21 protein-coding genes are annotated in these 18,150 nt (G+C 57.0%); 16 read left to right on the top strand and 5 right to left on the bottom strand.

The features are described 5' to 3' along the window. Window positions 1-3 precede the first annotated feature (3 nt). The 13 genes from rplR (at window position 4) to bfr (ending at window position 8,194) form a co-directional block, all read left to right on the top strand. Window positions 4-354 carry a 50S ribosomal protein L18 gene (gene rplR, locus RHM55_RS12200; protein ID WP_219062777.1) on the top strand — a complete coding sequence of 117 codons (351 nt, stop codon included), beginning with the start codon at window positions 4-6 and terminating at the stop codon, window positions 352-354. A gap of 3 nt (window positions 355-357) precedes the next feature. Continuing rightward, window positions 358-858 (top strand): 30S ribosomal protein S5, encoded by a 501-nt coding sequence (gene rpsE, locus RHM55_RS12195; RefSeq protein WP_003186035.1) that lies wholly within the window; start codon window positions 358-360, stop codon window positions 856-858. A gap of 2 nt (window positions 859-860) precedes the next feature. Continuing rightward, window positions 861-1,037: a 50S ribosomal protein L30 gene (gene rpmD / locus RHM55_RS12190; RefSeq protein WP_003186033.1), complete on the top strand. Its 177-nt coding sequence runs from the start codon at window positions 861-863 to the stop codon at window positions 1,035-1,037. A gap of 3 nt (window positions 1,038-1,040) precedes the next feature. Beyond that, window positions 1,041-1,475, top strand: a complete 435-nt coding sequence (gene rplO / locus RHM55_RS12185; RefSeq protein ID WP_002555470.1) for a 50S ribosomal protein L15 — start codon at window positions 1,041-1,043, stop codon at window positions 1,473-1,475. After that, entirely contained in the window at window positions 1,476-2,804 is a 1,329-nt protein-coding gene (gene secY, locus RHM55_RS12180; RefSeq protein WP_219062775.1) for a preprotein translocase subunit SecY, read from the top strand. It abuts the gene before it with no gap. Between the two features lie 28 nt (window positions 2,805-2,832). After that, window positions 2,833-2,949 carry a 50S ribosomal protein L36 gene (gene rpmJ, locus RHM55_RS12175; protein WP_002555468.1) on the top strand — a complete coding sequence of 39 codons (117 nt, stop codon included), beginning with the start codon at window positions 2,833-2,835 and terminating at the stop codon, window positions 2,947-2,949. A gap of 131 nt (window positions 2,950-3,080) precedes the next feature. Continuing rightward, a complete protein-coding gene (gene rpsM / locus RHM55_RS12170; RefSeq protein ID WP_002555467.1) occupies window positions 3,081-3,437 on the top strand; it encodes a 30S ribosomal protein S13 in 357 nt (118 codons plus the stop codon). A 30-nt stretch (window positions 3,438-3,467) separates the two neighbouring features. Then, entirely contained in the window at window positions 3,468-3,857 is a 390-nt protein-coding gene (rpsK, locus tag RHM55_RS12165; RefSeq protein ID WP_002555466.1) for a 30S ribosomal protein S11, read from the top strand. Window positions 3,858-3,875: 18 nt separating this feature from the next. After that, the gene (rpsD, locus tag RHM55_RS12160; protein ID WP_322166322.1) at window positions 3,876-4,496 is read left to right on the top strand and encodes a 30S ribosomal protein S4; all 621 of its coding nucleotides are present in this window, start codon (window positions 3,876-3,878) and stop codon (window positions 4,494-4,496) included. 22 nt (window positions 4,497-4,518) lie between these two features. Further along, window positions 4,519-5,520, top strand: a complete 1,002-nt coding sequence (locus tag RHM55_RS12155) for a DNA-directed RNA polymerase subunit alpha (RefSeq protein WP_003176403.1) — start codon at window positions 4,519-4,521, stop codon at window positions 5,518-5,520. 42 nt (window positions 5,521-5,562) lie between these two features. After that, on the top strand, window positions 5,563-5,949 hold the full coding sequence (gene rplQ / locus RHM55_RS12150; protein ID WP_219062771.1) for a 50S ribosomal protein L17: 387 nt from the start codon (window positions 5,563-5,565) through the stop codon (window positions 5,947-5,949). A 170-nt stretch (window positions 5,950-6,119) separates the two neighbouring features. Then, window positions 6,120-7,574, top strand: a complete 1,455-nt coding sequence (locus RHM55_RS12145; protein ID WP_322182352.1) for a catalase — start codon at window positions 6,120-6,122, stop codon at window positions 7,572-7,574. Window positions 7,575-7,729: 155 nt separating this feature from the next. Then, complete coding sequence (gene bfr / locus RHM55_RS12140) at window positions 7,730-8,194, top strand: bacterioferritin (protein ID WP_322182350.1); 465 nt, start codon at window positions 7,730-7,732, stop codon at window positions 8,192-8,194. A 72-nt stretch (window positions 8,195-8,266) separates the two neighbouring features. On the opposite strand, the gene uvrA is transcribed toward bfr, so the two are convergent. Further along, window positions 8,267-11,110, bottom strand: a complete 2,844-nt coding sequence (gene uvrA / locus RHM55_RS12135) for an excinuclease ABC subunit UvrA (RefSeq protein ID WP_322182348.1) — start codon at window positions 11,108-11,110, stop codon at window positions 8,267-8,269. Between the two features lie 129 nt (window positions 11,111-11,239). Between uvrA and RHM55_RS12130 the strand changes: the two genes are divergently transcribed. From RHM55_RS12130 to RHM55_RS12120, 3 genes are all read left to right on the top strand, one after another. Further along, window positions 11,240-12,637 (top strand): MFS transporter, encoded by a 1,398-nt coding sequence (locus RHM55_RS12130; RefSeq protein ID WP_322182345.1) that lies wholly within the window; start codon window positions 11,240-11,242, stop codon window positions 12,635-12,637. A 9-nt stretch (window positions 12,638-12,646) separates the two neighbouring features. Next, the gene (locus RHM55_RS12125; RefSeq protein ID WP_322182343.1) at window positions 12,647-13,192 is read left to right on the top strand and encodes a single-stranded DNA-binding protein; all 546 of its coding nucleotides are present in this window, start codon (window positions 12,647-12,649) and stop codon (window positions 13,190-13,192) included. Window positions 13,193-13,529: 337 nt separating this feature from the next. Then, window positions 13,530-14,018 (top strand): hypothetical protein, encoded by a 489-nt coding sequence (locus RHM55_RS12120; protein WP_322182341.1) that lies wholly within the window; start codon window positions 13,530-13,532, stop codon window positions 14,016-14,018. A 253-nt stretch (window positions 14,019-14,271) separates the two neighbouring features. On the opposite strand, the gene RHM55_RS12115 is transcribed toward RHM55_RS12120, so the two are convergent. Genes RHM55_RS12115 through RHM55_RS12100 form a run of 4 tightly spaced genes read right to left on the bottom strand, consistent with a single transcriptional unit; the run spans window position 14,272 to window position 18,141 of the window. Continuing rightward, window positions 14,272-15,315, bottom strand: coding sequence for an ABC transporter substrate-binding protein (locus tag RHM55_RS12115; protein ID WP_322182339.1), 1,044 nt, complete (start codon window positions 15,313-15,315; stop codon window positions 14,272-14,274). Beyond that, entirely contained in the window at window positions 15,312-16,496 is a 1,185-nt protein-coding gene (locus RHM55_RS12110; protein WP_322182337.1) for an FAD-dependent oxidoreductase, read from the bottom strand. Before RHM55_RS12110 ends, RHM55_RS12115 begins: the two co-directional genes overlap by 4 nt. After that, entirely contained in the window at window positions 16,493-17,854 is a 1,362-nt protein-coding gene (locus RHM55_RS12105) for an FAD/NAD(P)-binding oxidoreductase (RefSeq protein WP_322182335.1), read from the bottom strand. The genes RHM55_RS12110 and RHM55_RS12105 overlap by 4 nt, the downstream gene beginning before the upstream one ends. Beyond that, the gene (locus tag RHM55_RS12100; RefSeq protein ID WP_322182331.1) at window positions 17,851-18,141 is read right to left on the bottom strand and encodes a (2Fe-2S)-binding protein; all 291 of its coding nucleotides are present in this window, start codon (window positions 18,139-18,141) and stop codon (window positions 17,851-17,853) included. Before RHM55_RS12100 ends, RHM55_RS12105 begins: the two co-directional genes overlap by 4 nt. Window positions 18,142-18,150 lie beyond the last annotated feature (9 nt).

Raw genomic sequence — 18,150 nt, 5'->3', positions numbered from 1 at the left:
CAAATGACCGTCAAAAAAGTTACCCGACTGCGTCGCGCTCGCAAAGCACGCTTGAAAATGCACGAGCTAGAAGTCGTGCGTCTCTGCGTGTTCCGCTCTTCGCAGCACATTTATGCCCAGGTCATCTCGGCCGACGGCAGCAAAGTCTTGGCGAGCGCCTCGACTTTGGACAAAGAACTGCGTGATGGAGCCACTGGCAACATCGACGCGGCCACTAAGGTTGGCCAGCTGGTCGCTGAGCGTGCGAAAGCCGTAGGCGTCTCGCAAGTGGCTTTTGACCGTTCTGGCTTCAAGTACCACGGCCGCGTCAAGGCGCTGGCTGATGCTGCTCGTGAAGGCGGGCTGGAGTTCTAAGTTATGTCAAATAACGACCAAAAACGCGACGAAGGCTACATTGAGAAGCTGGTTCAAGTGAACCGCGTTGCTAAAACCGTTAAAGGCGGCCGTATCTTCACTTTCACCGCGTTGACCGTGGTGGGTGATGGTAAAGGGCGTGTTGGTTTCGGCCGTGGCAAGTCACGTGAAGTGCCTGCTGCGATCCAGAAAGCAATGGAAGCTGCTCGTCGCAACATGATTCAGGTGGACCTTAACGGTACCACTCTGCAGTACGCAATGAAGTCTGCTCATGGCGCTTCGAAGGTGTACATGCAGCCTGCGTCTGAAGGTACTGGTATCATCGCTGGCGGCGCTATGCGTGCAGTGTTGGAAGTTGCTGGTGTTCAGAACGTACTGGCCAAGTGCTACGGCTCGACTAACCCGGTAAACGTGGTTCACGCCACTTTTAAAGGTTTGAAAGCTATGCAATCTCCTGAATCTATTGCTGCCAAGCGCGGTAAAAGTGTCAAGGAGATCTTCTGATCATGGCTACCGTTAAAGTAACGCTGATCAAAAGCATGACCGGTCGCATCCCTAACCACAAATTGTGCGTTAAGGGTTTGGGTCTGCGTCGCATCGGTCACACTGTAGAAGTGCTGGATACTCCCGAGAATCGCGGGATGATCAACAAGGCTTACTACATGCTGCGAGTCGAGGGTTAATCGATGAAACTCAATGATCTGAGTCCAGCGCCGGGTTCCCGTCGCGAAAAGCATCGTCCGGGCCGTGGTATCGGTAGTGGTTTGGGTAAGACCGGTGGCCGTGGCCACAAAGGTCAGTCCTCCCGCTCCGGTGGCACTATTGCTCCGGGCTTTGAAGGCGGCCAACAGCCGTTGCATCGTCGTCTGCCGAAATTCGGTTTCGTTTCCCTGAAAGCTATGGATCGCGCAGAAGTGCGTTTGTCCGAACTGGCTAAAGTGGAAGGCGACATCGTCACCGTGCAGTCCCTGAAGGATGCCAACGTGATCAACCAAAACGTACAACGTGTGAAAATCATGTTGTCCGGTGAGGTTACTCGCGCTGTCACCATCAAAGGTATCGCAGCCACCAAAGGTGCGCGTGCGGCTATCGAAGCAGCTGGCGGCAAGTTCGAGGAATAAATGGCTAAGCAAGGTGCTCTCTCAGCGCTCAGCAAAGGCGGGTTATCCGAGCTCTGGGCTCGACTGCGTTTTCTACTCCTGGCGATTATCGTCTACCGGATAGGCGCGCACATCCCAGTTCCTGGTATCAACCCGGACCGGCTGGCGGACCTGTTTCGACAGAATGAGGGGACCATTCTTAGCTTGTTCAACATGTTTTCCGGCGGCGCGCTGGAACGGATGAGTATCTTTGCACTGGGGATCATGCCGTACATTTCGGCATCGATCATCATGCAGTTGATGACCGCCGTGAGCCCGCAGTTGGAGCAGTTGAAGAAGGAAGGTGAGGCTGGTCGTCGTAAGATCAGTCAATACACCCGCTATGGCACTGTCGTCCTCGCTCTTGTTCAGGCTATTGGCATGTCCATTGGTCTGGCAGGGCAGGGCGTTGCGTTCACTGGTGACTTTGGCTTCCATTTCGTTGCGGTATCCACGTTTGTGGCTGGCGCGATGTTCATGATGTGGCTGGGTGAGCAGATTACCGAGCGCGGTGTTGGTAACGGTATCTCGATGTTGATTTTTTCGGGTATCGTCGCCGGTCTTCCGAGAGCGATTGGGCAGTCTTTCGAGTCTGCACGTCAGGGTGATATCAACATTTTCGCCTTGGTTGCCATCGGTTTGCTGGCAGTAGCGATTATCGGTTTTGTGGTGTTCATTGAGCGTGGTCAGCGTCGTATTGCCGTTCACTACGCCAAGCGTCAGCAGGGCCGTAAGGTCTTCGCTGCGCAGACTAGCCACTTACCGCTGAAAGTGAATATGGCCGGTGTAATTCCAGCTATTTTCGCGAGCAGCATTTTGCTGTTTCCGGCTTCGTTGGGTGCCTGGTTTGGCCAGTCTGAAGGTATGGGCTGGTTGCAGGACCTCTCGCAGTCGATCGCTCCTGGTCAGCCGTTGAATATTCTGCTGTTTAGTGCAGGGATTATTTTCTTCTGCTTCTTCTATACGGCGTTGATGTTCAATCCGAAAGACGTAGCGGAAAACCTGAAGAAGTCCGGTGCCTTTATTCCGGGCATCCGTCCAGGCGAGCAGTCTGCGCGCTATATTGATGGCGTTCTGACCCGCTTGACCATGTTCGGTGCTCTTTATATGACGGCCGTGTGTCTGCTTCCCCAGTTTCTGGTGGTTGCGGCAAACGTACCGTTCTACCTTGGCGGGACTTCGTTGCTGATCGTCGTAGTGGTTGTGATGGACTTCATGTCCCAAGTACAATCGCACCTCGTTTCGCACCAGTACGAATCCCTGATGAAGAAAGCCAACCTGAAGGGCTACGGTAGCGGCATGCTGCGCTGAAGCACCCATAAGGTTCGAGGAGTTGGTGATGAAAGTTCGTGCATCGGTGAAAAAGCTGTGCCGTAACTGCAAGATTATTCGCCGCGAAGGTGTTGTTCGAGTAATTTGCAGCGCGGAACCACGTCATAAACAGCGCCAAGGCTGAGTGTGATTTGTGCTTAAAGCCCAGCAGCTAGTGCGCTGCTGGGTTGATTATTTGTTATTACAGCGATATTATCTCGCGCCCTATTTCTTGGCTTCCGGGGCGTAGGTAGCTGTCAATTGGAGTCCCACTGAATGGCCCGTATTGCAGGCGTTAACATTCCAGATAACAAGCATACTGTTATCTCGTTGACCTACATCTATGGTGTTGGTCGCACCACTGCACAGAAAATTTGTGCAACCACTGGGGTTAACCCAGCGGTGAAGATCAAAGATCTGAGCGACGAGCAGATTGAACAGCTGCGTGGCGAAGTGGCAAAGTTCACCACTGAAGGTGACCTGCGTCGCGAAATCAACATGAAAATCAAGCGCTTGATGGATTTGGGCTGCTACCGCGGTCTTCGCCATCGTCGTGGTCTTCCAGTACGCGGTCAGCGTACCAAGACCAACGCGCGTACTCGCAAAGGTCCGCGTAAGCCGATCCGCAAGTAATCGCACCAGCGCAACGACAGGAATTTAGTCATGGCAAAACCTGCTGCTCGTCCTCGTAAAAAAGTTAAAAAGACAGTGGTTGATGGCATCGCCCACATCCACGCGTCTTTTAACAACACAATCGTCACCATTACCGATCGTCAAGGTAACGCGCTTTCTTGGGCTACCTCCGGCGGCTCGGGTTTCCGTGGTTCTCGCAAGTCCACCCCGTTCGCTGCTCAAGTAGCTGCTGAACGTGCTGGTCAAGCTGCGCTGGAATACGGCCTGAAGAACCTCGACGTTAACGTCAAGGGTCCAGGTCCAGGTCGTGAGTCCGCTGTCCGTGCTTTGAACGGCTGTGGCTACAAGATCGCCAGTATCACCGACGTGACGCCAATCCCGCACAACGGGTGCCGTCCGCCGAAGAAGCGCCGCGTGTAATCCAGGAGACTGTAAGAAATGGCTCGTTACATTGGTCCAAAATGCAAACTTGCACGTCGTGAAGGCACCGATCTCTTCTTGAAGAGCGGCGTCCGCGCTATCGAATCCAAGTGCAACATCGAAGCAGCCCCAGGTATCCACGGCCAACGCCGCGGTCGCCAATCCGATTACGGCACCCAACTGCGTGAAAAGCAGAAGGTCCGTCGTATTTACGGCGTTCTCGAACGTCAATTCAGCGGTTATTACAAAGAAGCAGCCGGCAAGAAAGGCGCTACTGGTGAGAACCTGCTGCAATTGCTCGAATGCCGTTTGGACAACGTTGTATACCGTATGGGTTTTGGCTCTACTCGTGCCGAATCCCGTCAGCTGGTATCGCATAAATCGGTCAGCATTAACGGCAAAACCGTTAACGTACCGTCCTACCAGGTTCGCCCTGGTGACGTGGTCGCTATTCGCGAGAAGGCAAAGAACCAACTGCGCATTGTCCAAGCTCTCGATCTGTGTGCCCAACGTGGCCGCGTAGAATGGGTAGAAGTAGACACTGAGAAAAAATCTGGCGTCTTCAAAAACGTTCCAGCTCGCAGTGATCTGTCCGCCGACATCAACGAAAGCCTGATTGTCGAGCTCTACTCCAAGTAAGGGCTAGAAAATAGGTGCATCCATGCAGATTTCGGTAAATGAGTTCCTGACACCCCGCCATATTGATGTGCAGGTTGTCAGTCCAACCCGCGCCAAGATCACGCTCGAGCCTCTCGAGCGTGGTTTCGGCCACACCCTGGGCAACGCGTTGCGACGCATCCTGTTGTCCTCAATGCCCGGCTGTGCAGTAGTCGAGGCCGAGATTGACGGTGTACTCCATGAGTACAGCGCCATCGAAGGTGTACAGGAAGACGTAATTGAAATCCTGTTGAACCTTAAAGGTCTGGCTATCAAGCTGCACGGTCGAGACGAAGTTACGCTGACCTTGTCGAAGAAGGGTTCGGGGGTGGTTACCGCTGCCGATATTCAGCTGGATCATGATGTCGAGATCGTTAATCCCGATCACGTAATCGCTAACCTGGCGTCTAACGGCGCCTTGAACATGAAGCTCACCGTAGCTCGTGGTCGTGGTTATGAACCGGCCGATTCGCGTCAGAGCGATGAAGACGAAAGCCGCAGCATTGGTCGCTTGCAGCTTGACTCTTCGTTCAGCCCGGTTCGCCGTATCGCATACGTGGTGGAAAACGCCCGTGTCGAGCAGCGTACTAACCTGGACAAGCTGGTTATTGATCTGGAAACCAACGGTACCCTGGATCCTGAAGAGGCTATTCGCCGCGCTGCAACTATTCTGCAACAGCAGTTGGCTGCGTTCGTCGATCTCAAAGGTGACAGTGAGCCAGTGGTTATCGAACAGGAAGACGAGATCGATCCGATCCTTCTCCGTCCGGTTGACGATCTGGAACTGACTGTACGTTCGGCCAACTGCCTTAAGGCGGAGAACATTTACTACATCGGCGACCTGATTCAGCGCACCGAAGTAGAACTGTTGAAGACTCCGAACCTGGGTAAGAAATCCTTGACTGAAATCAAGGACGTTCTGGCCTCCCGTGGTCTGTCCCTCGGCATGCGCCTCGACAACTGGCCGCCTGCAAGTCTTAAGAAGGACGACAAGGCGACTGCCTGATCGTCGTAATCACCGAACGTTGTGTTTGGTAAGGAATGAACCATGCGTCATCGTAAAAGTGGTCGTCACCTGAGCCGCACCAGCTCACACCGCAAGGCCATGTTTCAAAACATGGCGGTGTCGCTGTTTGAGCACGAGCTGATCAAAACTACACTGCCGAAAGCCAAGGAACTGCGCCGCGTTGCCGAGCCGCTGATCACCCTGGCTAAGACAGACAGCTTGGCTAACCGCCGTCTGGCCTTCGACCGTACTCGTTCGAAAGCCATCGTTGGTAAGCTGTTCAACGACCTGGGCAAGCGTTATGCAACCCGTGAGGGTGGCTACCTGCGCATCCTCAAGTGCGGTTTCCGCACTGGCGACAACGCGCCTATGGCGTACGTCGAACTGGTTGATCGTCCGGTTGGTGGTGTTGTAGAAGCTGCTGAATAAGACGTCAGTCTGTACAAAGAACCGGGCCTAGTGCCCGGTTTTTTGTGTCTGAATGATTAGTAAAATCTATCGATATTTATAATTTAATGAATTTGATGGCGTAACAAAATTGCCCAATACTCCTCTCAGGCCGTTTAGCCGGTTGGACACGTTAGAGAGGAAGATTTCGTATGAGCCTGAATAAAACGATTACGACTGCCAGTGGCGCTCCTGTCGCTGATAACCAAAACTCCCGGTCCGCAGGCCCGCGTGGCCCACTGTTACTCGACGATTTTCACCTGATCGAGAAACTTGCACACTTCAATCGCGAGAATATCCCGGAGCGCCGCGTGCACGCGAAAGGCTCGGGTGCTCACGGTACTTTCACGGTCAATCGCGACATCACTCAGTACACCAGCGCTAAATTGTTTGAGTCCGTGGGCAAGCAGACTCCAATTTTCATGCGCTTCTCTACCGTCGGTGGTGAGCGTGGTTCGGCAGACACCGAGCGCGACCCGCGTGGTTTTTCGATCAAGTTCTATACCGAAGAAGGCAACTGGGACATCGTCGGGAACAACACGCCCGTTTTCTTTATCCGTGACCCACTTAAATTCCCTGACTTCATTCACACCCAAAAACGGTTGCCCCAATCCAACCTGAAAAGCGCGCAAATGATGTGGGACTTCTGGTCGCACTCGCCCGAGGCGCTGCACCAGGTCACGATCCTGTTTTCGGACCGTGGCATTCCGGATGGCTACCGTCACATGCACGGCTTCGGCAGTCACACATACAGCCTGATCAGCGCGACGGGTGAGCGTCATTGGGTCAAATGGCACTACAAGACTAAGCAAGGTATCAAGAACCTGGCACCTGCTGATGCCGCGCGCCTGGCAGGTACTGACCCGGATTACTCCCAGCGCGATCTGTTCTCCGCGATCGAGAAGGGTGACTTCCCGAAATGGCGGGTGTGCATCCAGATCATGACTGAGACTCAGGTGGCCGCCCATCACGAGAACCCGTTTGACGTGACCAAAACCTGGTCGCAGAAAGAGTACCCGCTGATTGAGATCGGCGAATTGGAGCTGAACCGTAACCCGCAGAACTACTTCGCCGAAGTCGAACAGGCCGCGTTTGCGCCAAGTAATAGGGTGCCTGGTGTTGGTTTGTCGCCTGATCGCATGCTGCAAGGGCGTGTCTTTGCTTACGCTGACGCACAGCGCTATCGGGTCGGTACCAACCACCAGCAATTGCCGATCAATGCGCCAAAGAGCCCGGTTAACAGCTATCAGCGTGATGGCGCCATGAGCTTTGGCAGCAATGGTGGTGGAACGCCTAACTACGAACCCAACAGCTACGCTGACGCCCCTAAGCAGGCCCCGCGTTATGCTGAGCCCGGGTTGGCGCTGAGCGGTGAGGCCACACGTTACGATCATCGTCAGGACGGTGACTACTTCAGCCACGCGGGTGCGCTCTTCAACCTGATGGACGATGCACAGAAAGCACTCTTGATCGGCAACATCGCCGGCGCGATGGCCGGTGTGACGGCTGATGTCGTGCAACGTCAGCTGCAATACTTCTACAAGGCCGATCCTGCGTACGGCGAAGGCGTCGCCAAAGCCCTTGGTGTGCAACTGAACCAGGTCTAAGTTGAAGCGATATACAGAACCGCCCTCAAGGGGGCGGCTTTTCGCATTTGATTGTTCGGCTTTCGCCGTGTTTTCACATTTTCTGGCTTTTTGTGAAGTGACCTCCCCGGCGGGTTGGTTCAAACTACAGCCTTTCAAGCAGGGAGATGAGGGCGATGCAAGGTCACCCGGATGTAATCGATTACCTCAATACGCTGCTGACGGGGGAGCTGTCAGCCCGCGATCAATATTTTATTCATTCGCGGATGTACGAGGACTGGGGCTTCAGCAAGCTCTACGAGCGTATCAACCACGAAATGGAAGAAGAGACCCAGCACGCCGATGCCTTGATGCGCCGGATCCTGATGCTCGAAGGCACGCCGCGCATGCGTCCCGATGATCTGGACATAGGCACCACGGTCCCTGAGATGCTCGCCAGCGATTTGCGCCTTGAGTACAAGGTGCGTGCCGCGCTTTGCAAGGGAATTGAGCTCTGCGAGCTGCACAAGGATTACGTAACCCGCGAAATCCTGCGCATTCAGTTGGCCGATACCGAAGAAGATCACACGTACTGGCTGGAACAGCAGTTCGGCCTGATCAAGTTGATCGGTCTGGAGAATTACCTGCAATCGCAGTTCTGATTCCCGCACCACAGCCATAAAAAAGCCCTGCCGCAGAAAAAATGCGGCAGGGCTTTTTCGTTAGCGCACCGGCTAGACTGCGTCGGCTTTATCCCGAAGCAGCAGCGGTTTGAGGTAGTGGCCGGTGTAAGACTGCTTCATCTCTGCGACTTCCTCCGGGGTACCGCAGGCGATGATCTGGCCGCCCTTGGAACCGCCTTCCGGACCCAGGTCCACCAACCAGTCAGCGGTCTTGATCACATCCAGGTTGTGCTCGATCACCACTACGGTATTCCCGTGATCGCGCAGACGATGCAGCACGTCGAGCAACTGCTGAATATCGGCGAAGTGCAAACCGGTGGTCGGCTCATCGAGGATGTACAGCGTCTTGCCCGTATCACGCTTGGACAACTCGCGTGACAGCTTGACCCGCTGCGCCTCGCCGCCCGACAGCGTGGTCGCGGACTGCCCCAGCTTGATGTACGACAGCCCAACATCCATCAGCGTTTGCAGTTTGCGCGCCAGTGCAGGTACGGCATCGAAGAACACCCGAGCTTCCTCGATGGTCATCTCCAGCACTTCGTGGATGTTCTTGCTCTTGTATTTGATTTCCAGCGTTTCGCGGTTATAGCGCTTGCTCTTGCACACATCGCAAGGCACGTAGATGTCCGGCAGAAAGTGCATCTCGACCTTGATCAGACCATCGCCCTGGCACGCCTCACAACGGCCGCCCTTCACGTTGAACGAGAAACGTCCCGGGCCGTACCCGCGTGAGCGCGACTCTGGAACACCGGAAAACAACTCGCGAATAGGTGTGAACAACCCGGTATACGTTGCCGGATTGGAGCGCGGGGTTCGACCGATGGGGCTTTGGTCGATATCGACGACTTTATCCAGGTGCTGAAGGCCATCGATGCTGTCGTGCGCCGCGGCTTCTAGCGTGGTTGCGCCATTCAGGGCCGTGGCGCTGAGCGGGAACAGTGTGTTGTTGATCAGCGTCGACTTGCCCGAGCCGGAAACACCGGTCACGCAGGTCAGCAGACCGATCGGGATTTCCAGATCGACATTGCGCAAGTTGTTGCCACGCGCGCCCTTGAGGGTCAGGTTCAGCTTCTTGTCGCGTGGCGTGCGCTTGGCCGGTACTTCAATCTTCACCCGGCCTGACAGGTATTTGCCGGTCAGTGAATCAGGATGCGCCATGACTTCGGCCGGCGTGCCTTGCGCAACGATGTGCCCGCCATGAATACCGGCACCAGGGCCGATGTCCACCACGTAGTCAGCCAGGCGAATAGCATCTTCGTCATGCTCGACCACGATCACCGTATTGCCGATGTCACGCAGATGCTTGAGCGTGCCCAGCAGCCGGTCGTTGTCCCGTTGATGCAAGCCAATGGACGGTTCGTCTAGGATATACAGGACCCCGACGAGGCCCGCGCCGATCTGGCTGGCCAAGCGAATACGTTGGGCTTCACCGCCAGACAAGGTATCTGCACTGCGGTCCAGGGACAGATAATCCAGGCCGACGTTGACCAGGAACTGCAGGCGCTCGCGAATTTCCTTGAGGATCTTGTCGGCAATTTCACCGCGCCGTCCGGTTAGCTTCAGCGTGCTGAAATACTCGGTAGCATCGCCGATGGGCAGACTGGTCACGGCCGGCAGGGTTTTTTCGCCTACCCAGACATGCCGCGCCTCACGACGCAGACGGGTGCCACGGCAATCCGGGCAGGGCTGAGTGCTGAGGAACTTGGCCAGCTCTTCGCGCACTGTGGCCGACTCGGTCTCGCGATAGCGCCGCTCGAGATTGGGCACGATGCCTTCGAACGGATGCGCACGCTTGACGATGTCGCCGCGATCATTGAGATAGCGGAAGTCGACGTTCTGCGTGCCGCTGCCATTCAGGAGGATTTTCTGCTGATCGGCGGGCAACTCGTTGAACGGCACTTCGAGGCTGAACCCGTAGTGGCTCGCGAGAGAGCCGAGCATCTGGAAGTAATAGACGTTGCGCCGGTCCCAGCCACGAATCGCGCCTTCGGCCAGCGTCAACTCGCCATTGACCAGACGCTTGATGTCGAAAAACTGCTTCACACCCAGGCCGTCGCAGGTCGGGCACGCGCCAGCCGGGTTATTGAAGGAGAACAGCTTGGGCTCCAGCTCGCTGATGGCGTGTCCACAGATCGGGCAGGCAAACCGTGCGGAGAAAATCATTTCCTCGCCCGGCTCGTCATCCATCGGCGCGACCCAGGCGATACCGTCAGCCAGTTTCAGCGCGGTTTCGAAGGACTCGGCCAGACGCTGCTGCATGTCTTCACGAACCTTGAACCGGTCAACCACCACGTCGATGGAGTGCTTCTTCTGTTTATCCAGCTTGGGCAGTTCATCGAGTTCACATAGCCTGCCGTTGACCCGTGCGCGGACGAAGCCTTGAGCGCGCAGCTCTTCGAAGATCGCCAGGTGCTCGCCTTTGCGCTCGCGAACCACAGGCGCCAGGAGCATCAGTTTGCTGCCTTCAGGTTGCGCCAGTACCAGGTCGACCATCTGGCTGACGGTCTGCGCTTCCAGCGGAATATCGTGGTCCGGGCAGCGAGGCTGGCCGACACGCGCATACAGCAGGCGCAGGTAATCGTAGATTTCGGTGATCGTGCCCACCGTCGAACGCGGGTTGTGCGACGTGGATTTCTGTTCGATAGAAATCGCCGGCGACAGCCCTTCGATCGTATCGACGTCCGGCTTTTCCATCATCGACAGAAACTGCCGAGCGTACGCGGAAAGCGACTCGACATAGCGCCGCTGCCCTTCGGCGTAAAGCGTATCGAAGGCTAGCGACGATTTACCAGAACCGGAAAGACCGGTAATGACGATCAATTTGTCGCGTGGCAGGGTCAGGTCAATGTTCTTCAGGTTGTGGGTTCGCGCCCCACGTATCAGGATCTTGTCCACTGCGGCCTCGCTTGGCGGGCTTAAACACGGGAGTATACGGCTCCATACCATTACGCGGCAAAGCGTCGCGTATGTGCTCTACATCGATGGGACTGGTAGAATCGCTGCCGGTTCACACGAGGTTTTTCCATGCACGATCCCCTTAGCGAACGCATGAGTGGCAGCGAGACCCGCGCAGCAAGCGGTCTGGCGCTGGTGTTCGCCTTCCGTATGCTTGGCATGTTTATGGTTTTGCCGGTGCTGGCCACCTATGGCATGGACCTGGCGGGCGCGTCTCCTGCGCTCATCGGTCTGGCTATCGGCGCTTATGGCCTGACCCAAGCGGTGCTGCAGATTCCATTCGGGATGATTTCCGACCGGATCGGTCGGCGGCCAGTAATTTATCTGGGCTTGATCATCTTTGCTCTTGGCAGCTTGCTGGCGGCCAATGCGGACTCGATCTGGGGCGTGATCGCCGGACGGATCCTGCAAGGGGCTGGCGCCATCTCGGCGGCGGTGATGGCGTTGCTCTCGGACCTTACCCGCGAACAGCACCGCACCAAAGCGATGGCCATGATCGGCATGACCATCGGTCTCTCCTTTGCGGTTGCCATGGTCGTCGGCCCCTTGCTGACCCGCGCGTTCGGCCTGTCGGGGCTGTTTCTGGCCACGGGCGGGATGGCGCTGGTAGGGATTCTGATCGTCGCCTTCATGGTGCCGAAGTCGACCGGACCACTGCAGCATCGCGAATCGGGCGTTGCACGTCAGGCGTTGGGCCCGACCTTGCGTCATCCCGACTTGCTGCGCCTGGATTTAGGTATCTTTGTGTTGCACGCGATGCTCATGTCCAGCTTCGTTGCCTTGCCTCTGGCGTTGGTCGAAAAAGCCGGTTTGCCCAAGGAACAGCACTGGTGGGTCTACCTGACCGCGTTGCTGATTTCGTTCTTTGCGATGATCCCGTTCATCATTTATGGTGAAAAGAAGCGCCAGATGAAACGTGTATTGCTCGGGGCGGTCAGCGTGCTGCTGCTGACTGAGCTATTCTTCTGGGCATTCGGCGATACGTTGCGGGCTTTGGTGATCGGGACGGTGGTGTTCTTCACCGCGTTCAACTTGCTTGAGGCCTCGTTGCCGTCGTTGATCAGTAAAGTGTCACCGGCAGGCGGAAAAGGCACGGCGATGGGGGTTTACTCCACCAGCCAGTTCCTCGGTTCGGCGGCTGGCGGCATTCTTGGCGGCTGGTTATTTCAGCACGGTGGATTGAGCATTGTGTTCCTCGGCGGGGCTGGCCTGTGTGCCATATGGCTCGCCTTTGCTGTTACTATGCGCGAACCACCGTACGTGACGAGCCTGCGTGTGCCGTTGACGCCAGAAGCACAGCGCGAAGCCGGCCTGATTGAGCGTTTGATGGCCGTCACCGGAGTAACAGATGCAGTGGTGGTGGCTGATGAAGCTGCCATCTATATCAAATTAGACACCGAACTATTGGATCGCACGTCCCTTGAGCGCTTGGTCAACGACCCGGCGCCGACAGCGTGCGAAGCCTAGGAGAACGTTATGGCCCGTGGGGTTAACAAAGTCATATTGGTCGGTACATGCGGCCAGGATCCCGAAGTTCGCTACTTGCCTAACGGTAACGCCGTGACCAACCTGAGTCTGGCGACCAGCGAACAGTGGACCGATAAACAAACCGGTCAGAAGGTCGAAAAGACTGAATGGCACCGTGTTTCGATGTTCGGCAAGGTTGCTGAAATCGCCGGCGAATACCTGCGCAAAGGTTCGCAGGTGTACATCGAAGGCAAGCTGCAAACCCGCGAGTGGGAAAAAGACGGTATCAAGCGCTACACCACTGAAATCGTCGTCGACATGCAAGGCACCATGCAACTGCTGGGCGGCCGTCCACAAGGCGAAGGCGCTCCACAGGGTCAAGGCGGCATGTCCAACTCCGCGCCGCGCCCTCAACAGTCGCGTCCGCAGCAGTCCCAACCGCAATCCCAACCGCAATCCCAGCCACAACGCGAATCGCGTCCTGCGCCACAGCAGCAGGCCGCACCGCAACCGGCTCCGGATTTCGACAGCTTTGATGACGATATTCCGTTCTAGGATATAGCTCCTCAGCTGTAAAAAAGGCCCGTAGCGTCCAACGCTACGGGCCTTTTGGTTTGTGCGTAGCCCATGTCTGCGATTCATTGACCTCCATCTACCGGTGGGAGCCGCCCTACTCGAATAGGTTTCGGTTTGGTTTTCTGGATGACTGAGTTATACGGTTACTTAAAGTACTGCGCCACTTACTGCACAAGTTGTTAATTGCTAATTATGTCAACATGGATTGATGGATGGTTCATGTGGGAATACTCCTGGAAATTATTTTTAATAATTAGATGTGCCGCTATAAACCAGCCATTTGCTATGATTTTCTTTTTTTAGGCGGCGGTTGGAAATGGAGTGGGCAAGAGGTGGCCTAATTAAGGTTCGTGTTTCTGAGTTTCCAGGATATTTTGAAGTAAAGGGTTTTGAACGGAACTACCTTGACTATTTTGATCGTGCCTGTTGTCCGTGGCGTTTTTTGTACGCTATCGGCTTTGTAATTATTGCTTTTGGTTTGACAGGCTTCTTTGTAAGCCCTACCGCTATCATTTTTGATTCAAAGCTCAGCACAATGATTTCGCATCTGATCAGCCTCAATCGTGGGTCCATGATTGAGGCTGGCATTCTATGTATGGTGTGTGCCGCCCTGCTGGACGAATGGGCCAACCAGAGTCTGCTTTCACCAAAATTATACTTCGACAAACATTATCGGCTTGAGATGTCTGACACATCAGTTGCCGTGTTGACGACAAAAATACTTTATCAGAAGGGTGACAGATTCTACGTATGTTCAGAACGGGAACTCAAGGCGGCTATACGTGCCGTACAAGGAGCGGGTTGAATACGAGGCGCAGTGATGAGTAATGGTTTTTCTCCGGCTGAGTGTTCTATGAGTATGTTGAGTTATTAGGTGAGGATGATCCCGCTGTCATCGGAAGTGAGGTTATATAGAACTTAGTGACGTGTAGGCGCGCGCTTGCTCGTGATAAATCGGCTCTGCCCGGTGCGATAGTGAATCCACTACTTTTCCGACTCTGTTAGCCGATCGCGGCGGGACGCATAGTTGCAAGCGCGCTCTTACATGGTGTTGCTCTCTACCGCTCGATCGTCCGGCTCCAGCGCGCATTCCATTCCGGGCGTTGCTGATTAACCTGATCCCAATCAATCGAGATGGCCGTCTCCAGGTATGCGTTCATCGCTGCGACCTGGCTGCGGGTTTTATCGGTGGTTGGGGTTTTTGGGTTGGAGGGGATTTGGTCGCCTTCTTCCAGTGCCGGGGCCTGCGCTTCCGGGCTCAGGAGGTAGGCGGCGAGTTTTTGCGCGAGCTCGGGCTGGTTGTTGTTGGCGATGGTGCATTCGGCGACGTTGAGTACCACCGCACCTTCTTTGGGTTGTGCGTATTCAACCGGCACGCCGAGCAGTTTCAGGGTGGAGACCTGGGTCGGTGTCAGGGGGAAGAGGGCGGCTTCGTCGGTTTGCACCATTTCGGAAATCTTCGCTGAGCTGGCGATGTATTCCAGTACGTTGGGGCCGACGGTTTTCGGCCAGGCCTTGAAGCCCGGTTCGACGTTGGTTTCGCTGCCGCCCTGGATACGGTTGAACATCAAGAAGCCGTGCAGGCCATAGGTCGACGAAGCCAGGGACTGGAAGACTACTTTGTCCTTGTAACGACTGTCGGCCATGTCCATCCACGAGGTGGGAGCGCTCCAGCCTTTCTCCTTGAACATTCGTGTGTTGTAGGCGAGGCCGGTGACGCCCAGGGTTACTGCTGCGGCTTCTTCCTTGATCCGAGCCTTGGCCGGAATGTCTGCCAGCGCCGCGCTTGGCTGCAGCTTGCCGCACAGGCCCATGGAGATGGCGCGGTACATGATGCCGTCGTCGAGGAACATGACGTGTAGTTGCGGGTTGTCCTTGCTGGCCTGGACCTTGGCCAGAATGTCAGAAGAGGTGCCGGGTACGATCACCACCTTGACGTTATTGGCCTTCTCAAAAGCCGGCAAAACCTTGTCGGCATAGACGCGTTCCATGGTGCCGCCGTTCATGCCCAGATACAGCGTCGGTTCGGCATGCGCCGGTGCCGTGAGCAGCAGGCTGGCCAAGGGTAGACAAGACAGGGCGATACGTTTGACGTTCTTCATTGAAGTGACCTTCCTCTAGGCAATTGAATGACGGTCCCCGCGTGCAGCGACCGGTTTGGCGTAAACGCGGCGGGTTGAAAGCGGCTGATGGAAAACGCTGTGATGGGTTGTGTTGTGCCGCCGGTACAGACCAACTCGGCCAAGGCTTCACCCACTGCCGGGCCGATTTGGAAACCGGCACCGGCAAAGCCGAAGCCATGCAGCAAGCCGGGTTGAGTGGTGCTGGCGCCGATCACCGGTTCGCGATCGGGCAGATAACCTTCGGTGCCACTCCAGGTACGAATCGCCTGAGCGCCTGTCAAAAAGGGGTACAGCTCGGCGGCGTTGCGCAGGATATCCAGCACGGCGGCCTGTCCAGGGCGAGCCGACTCCGGGCCTAACGCGAACCCCTGGCCGCCGCCCAGTACGCAATTCCCGCGTGCGACCTGGCGCGCATAAATCCCGCCGCCTTCCACGCCGGTACTCACATCCATGACCATGGGCAATGGCTCGGTGACGAGCATCGCCGGATGCCCTGACTGCATCGACACCGGTTCGCCGAACTTGGCGGCGAGGGTGCCAGCCCACGCACCCGCACAGTTGAGCAGCCATGGTGCGCGGACCGTTAAACCCTTGGCGCTACGCACCTGAAACATCTGCCCATCGTGCGCGACGTCGATGACGTTGGCCTGCTCGAACACTTGCGCGCCCAAGCGTTGCGCGGCGCGGGCAAAGGCCGGAGAGACGAGTCGTGGGTTGGCGTGGCCGTCATCGGGGCACAGCGAGGCACCGACTGCCACATCGCCGACCCAGGGGAAGCGTGCTCGCAACTCGGCACGGTCGAGCAGTTGCAGGCCGAGGCCAAAGCCTTGGCTGTCCTCGGCGTAGGCCTGCAGCGCGGCCATGTCTTCATGGCTGCGGGCGAGCTTGAGATGCCCTGAGCGCACGTACTCCCCGTCGATGCCGATCAGTTCATGCAAGAGGCCCCAGATCTGGTGGGCGCGTTGGGACAATGGCAATTGGCTCAGCGGTCGACCCTGACGGCGCACACCGCCGTAGTTCACACCACTGGAATGTGAGCCACAAAAGTCACGCTCCAGCAGTGCCACGCGCTTGCCCATGCGGACGAGCATCAAGGCTGCCGACGCACCGACAATGCCGCCGCCGAGAATCACCACATCGGTTTCGATCACTGCGCTCATGGCTCGATCTCCACGCCGAACGGTAACGGCTTGATCGGTGCCTGACCGCGCAGCCGACCGATACTGTCCAGCGCCCGGCCGCTGCGTTGGGCGACGATTTCTGCCGCTGCCGCGCCGCACATTCGGCCCTGACACCGGCCCATACCAACCCTGCAATGGGCCTTGACCCGGTTGAGTTCCCAATGACCCTCATCGACCACTGTCCGCACGTCGCCGACCGAGACCTCTTCGCAGCGACACAGGATCAATTCATCGGGCGCTTCAGCGGCCCAATGTGTGGGGAAGGGGAACGCTGTTTCCAGACCATGCCGAAAGCGTTCGATGGCCGCGAGTTTGTGTTCCAGATGTGTACCGCGCGCGCTGTCGACGTTGTGTCCGCTGTCTTCGAGCAGCGCCAGGGCGGCACGCTCTCCGGCCATTTCTGCGGCGTCAGCGCCCATGATGCCGGCACCGTCGCCCGCCAGGTATACCCCTTCAACACTGCTGCGCCCGGCACTGTCGCGACGTGGCAACCAGGCACGGTTCAATGCGCTCCAGAGGAATTCGCAGGCCAGTAGATCGGCCAGTTGCGTCTCGCTGCGCAACGCGTGGGCGAACGCGATGGCATCACACTCCAGGCGTTGTTGGCGCTTACCTTTGTGCCAGAGCGCAGCACTGACCCGTTGTTCGCCGTCAATGCGTTCAAGTGTTGCGCCCTGATGCACCGGGATACCGTGAGCGGTCAACCAACTGCGGTAATACAGGCCCTTGGCCAAGGTGCCGGGCTGACCGATCAAAGCAGGCAATGCTTGGCATTGGGCGCTGAAGGGGGCGCTGTCGAGCACTGCCACGACCTTGGCGCCAGCCTTGGCGTATTGATACGCGACCAGATACAGCAGGGGGCCGCTGCCACAAAAGGCCACTCGCTCACCGATGGCGCAGCCCTGATATTTCAAGGCGATCTGTGCGGCGCCCAGGGTGTATACCCCCGGCAAGGTCCAGCCCGGCACCGGTAGAACGCGGTCGGTGGCGCCAGTGGCGACGATGATTCGTGAGTACTCCAATCCGCTGGCGTGTCCATTGTGCAGGGTATCCAGGCGGCCGTTTTCGGCATTCCACACCAGTGTTTCAGGGCGGTAGTCGATCTGCGCTGCCAGCTCATCCATGGTGCGATGGACCGCGTCGGCTTTCGAGGCCTCGAAGCCGTACACTTGCTGTGCCGAACGCTGAAAATTCGCGGGTTGGCGCCGATAAATCTGCCCGCCACCGCGCGGGGCTTCGTCCACCAGGCAAGGCTTGACCCCATGGGCCAGCAGGGTTTGCGCGGCCCGAATCCCTGCCGGGCCGGCACCGACAATGACCACCTTATGTTCGCTCATGGCCTGCGCCCTGGTTCACGGCTGACGTCTTGGCCTGCTTCGAGCAAGGTTGAGCAGGCGCGCACGCGGCGGCCGTCGCCCAGGCGTACCCAGCAATCCTGGCACGCACCCATCATGCAGAAGCCCGCGCGCGGTTCGGCACTGAAGTCGCTGCCGCGCACGTGCTCGGCACAGGTCAATACGGCGGTCAACAGGGTGTCTCCCTGCAAGCCATTGGCCGGCTGACCGTCGAGGGTAAAAGCCAGGCGTGGACGATCAAGTTCGGCCAGTCGTTTGAACAACGCCATCTCAGTGCC

Origin of the sequence: Pseudomonas sp. MH9.2, assembly GCF_034353875.1 — a bacterium.
Classification (GTDB): Bacteria; Pseudomonadota; Gammaproteobacteria; order Pseudomonadales; family Pseudomonadaceae; genus Aquipseudomonas.
The sequence above is the reverse complement of the archived record's forward strand: the minus strand, read 5'-3'. Positions and strand labels throughout refer to the sequence as shown.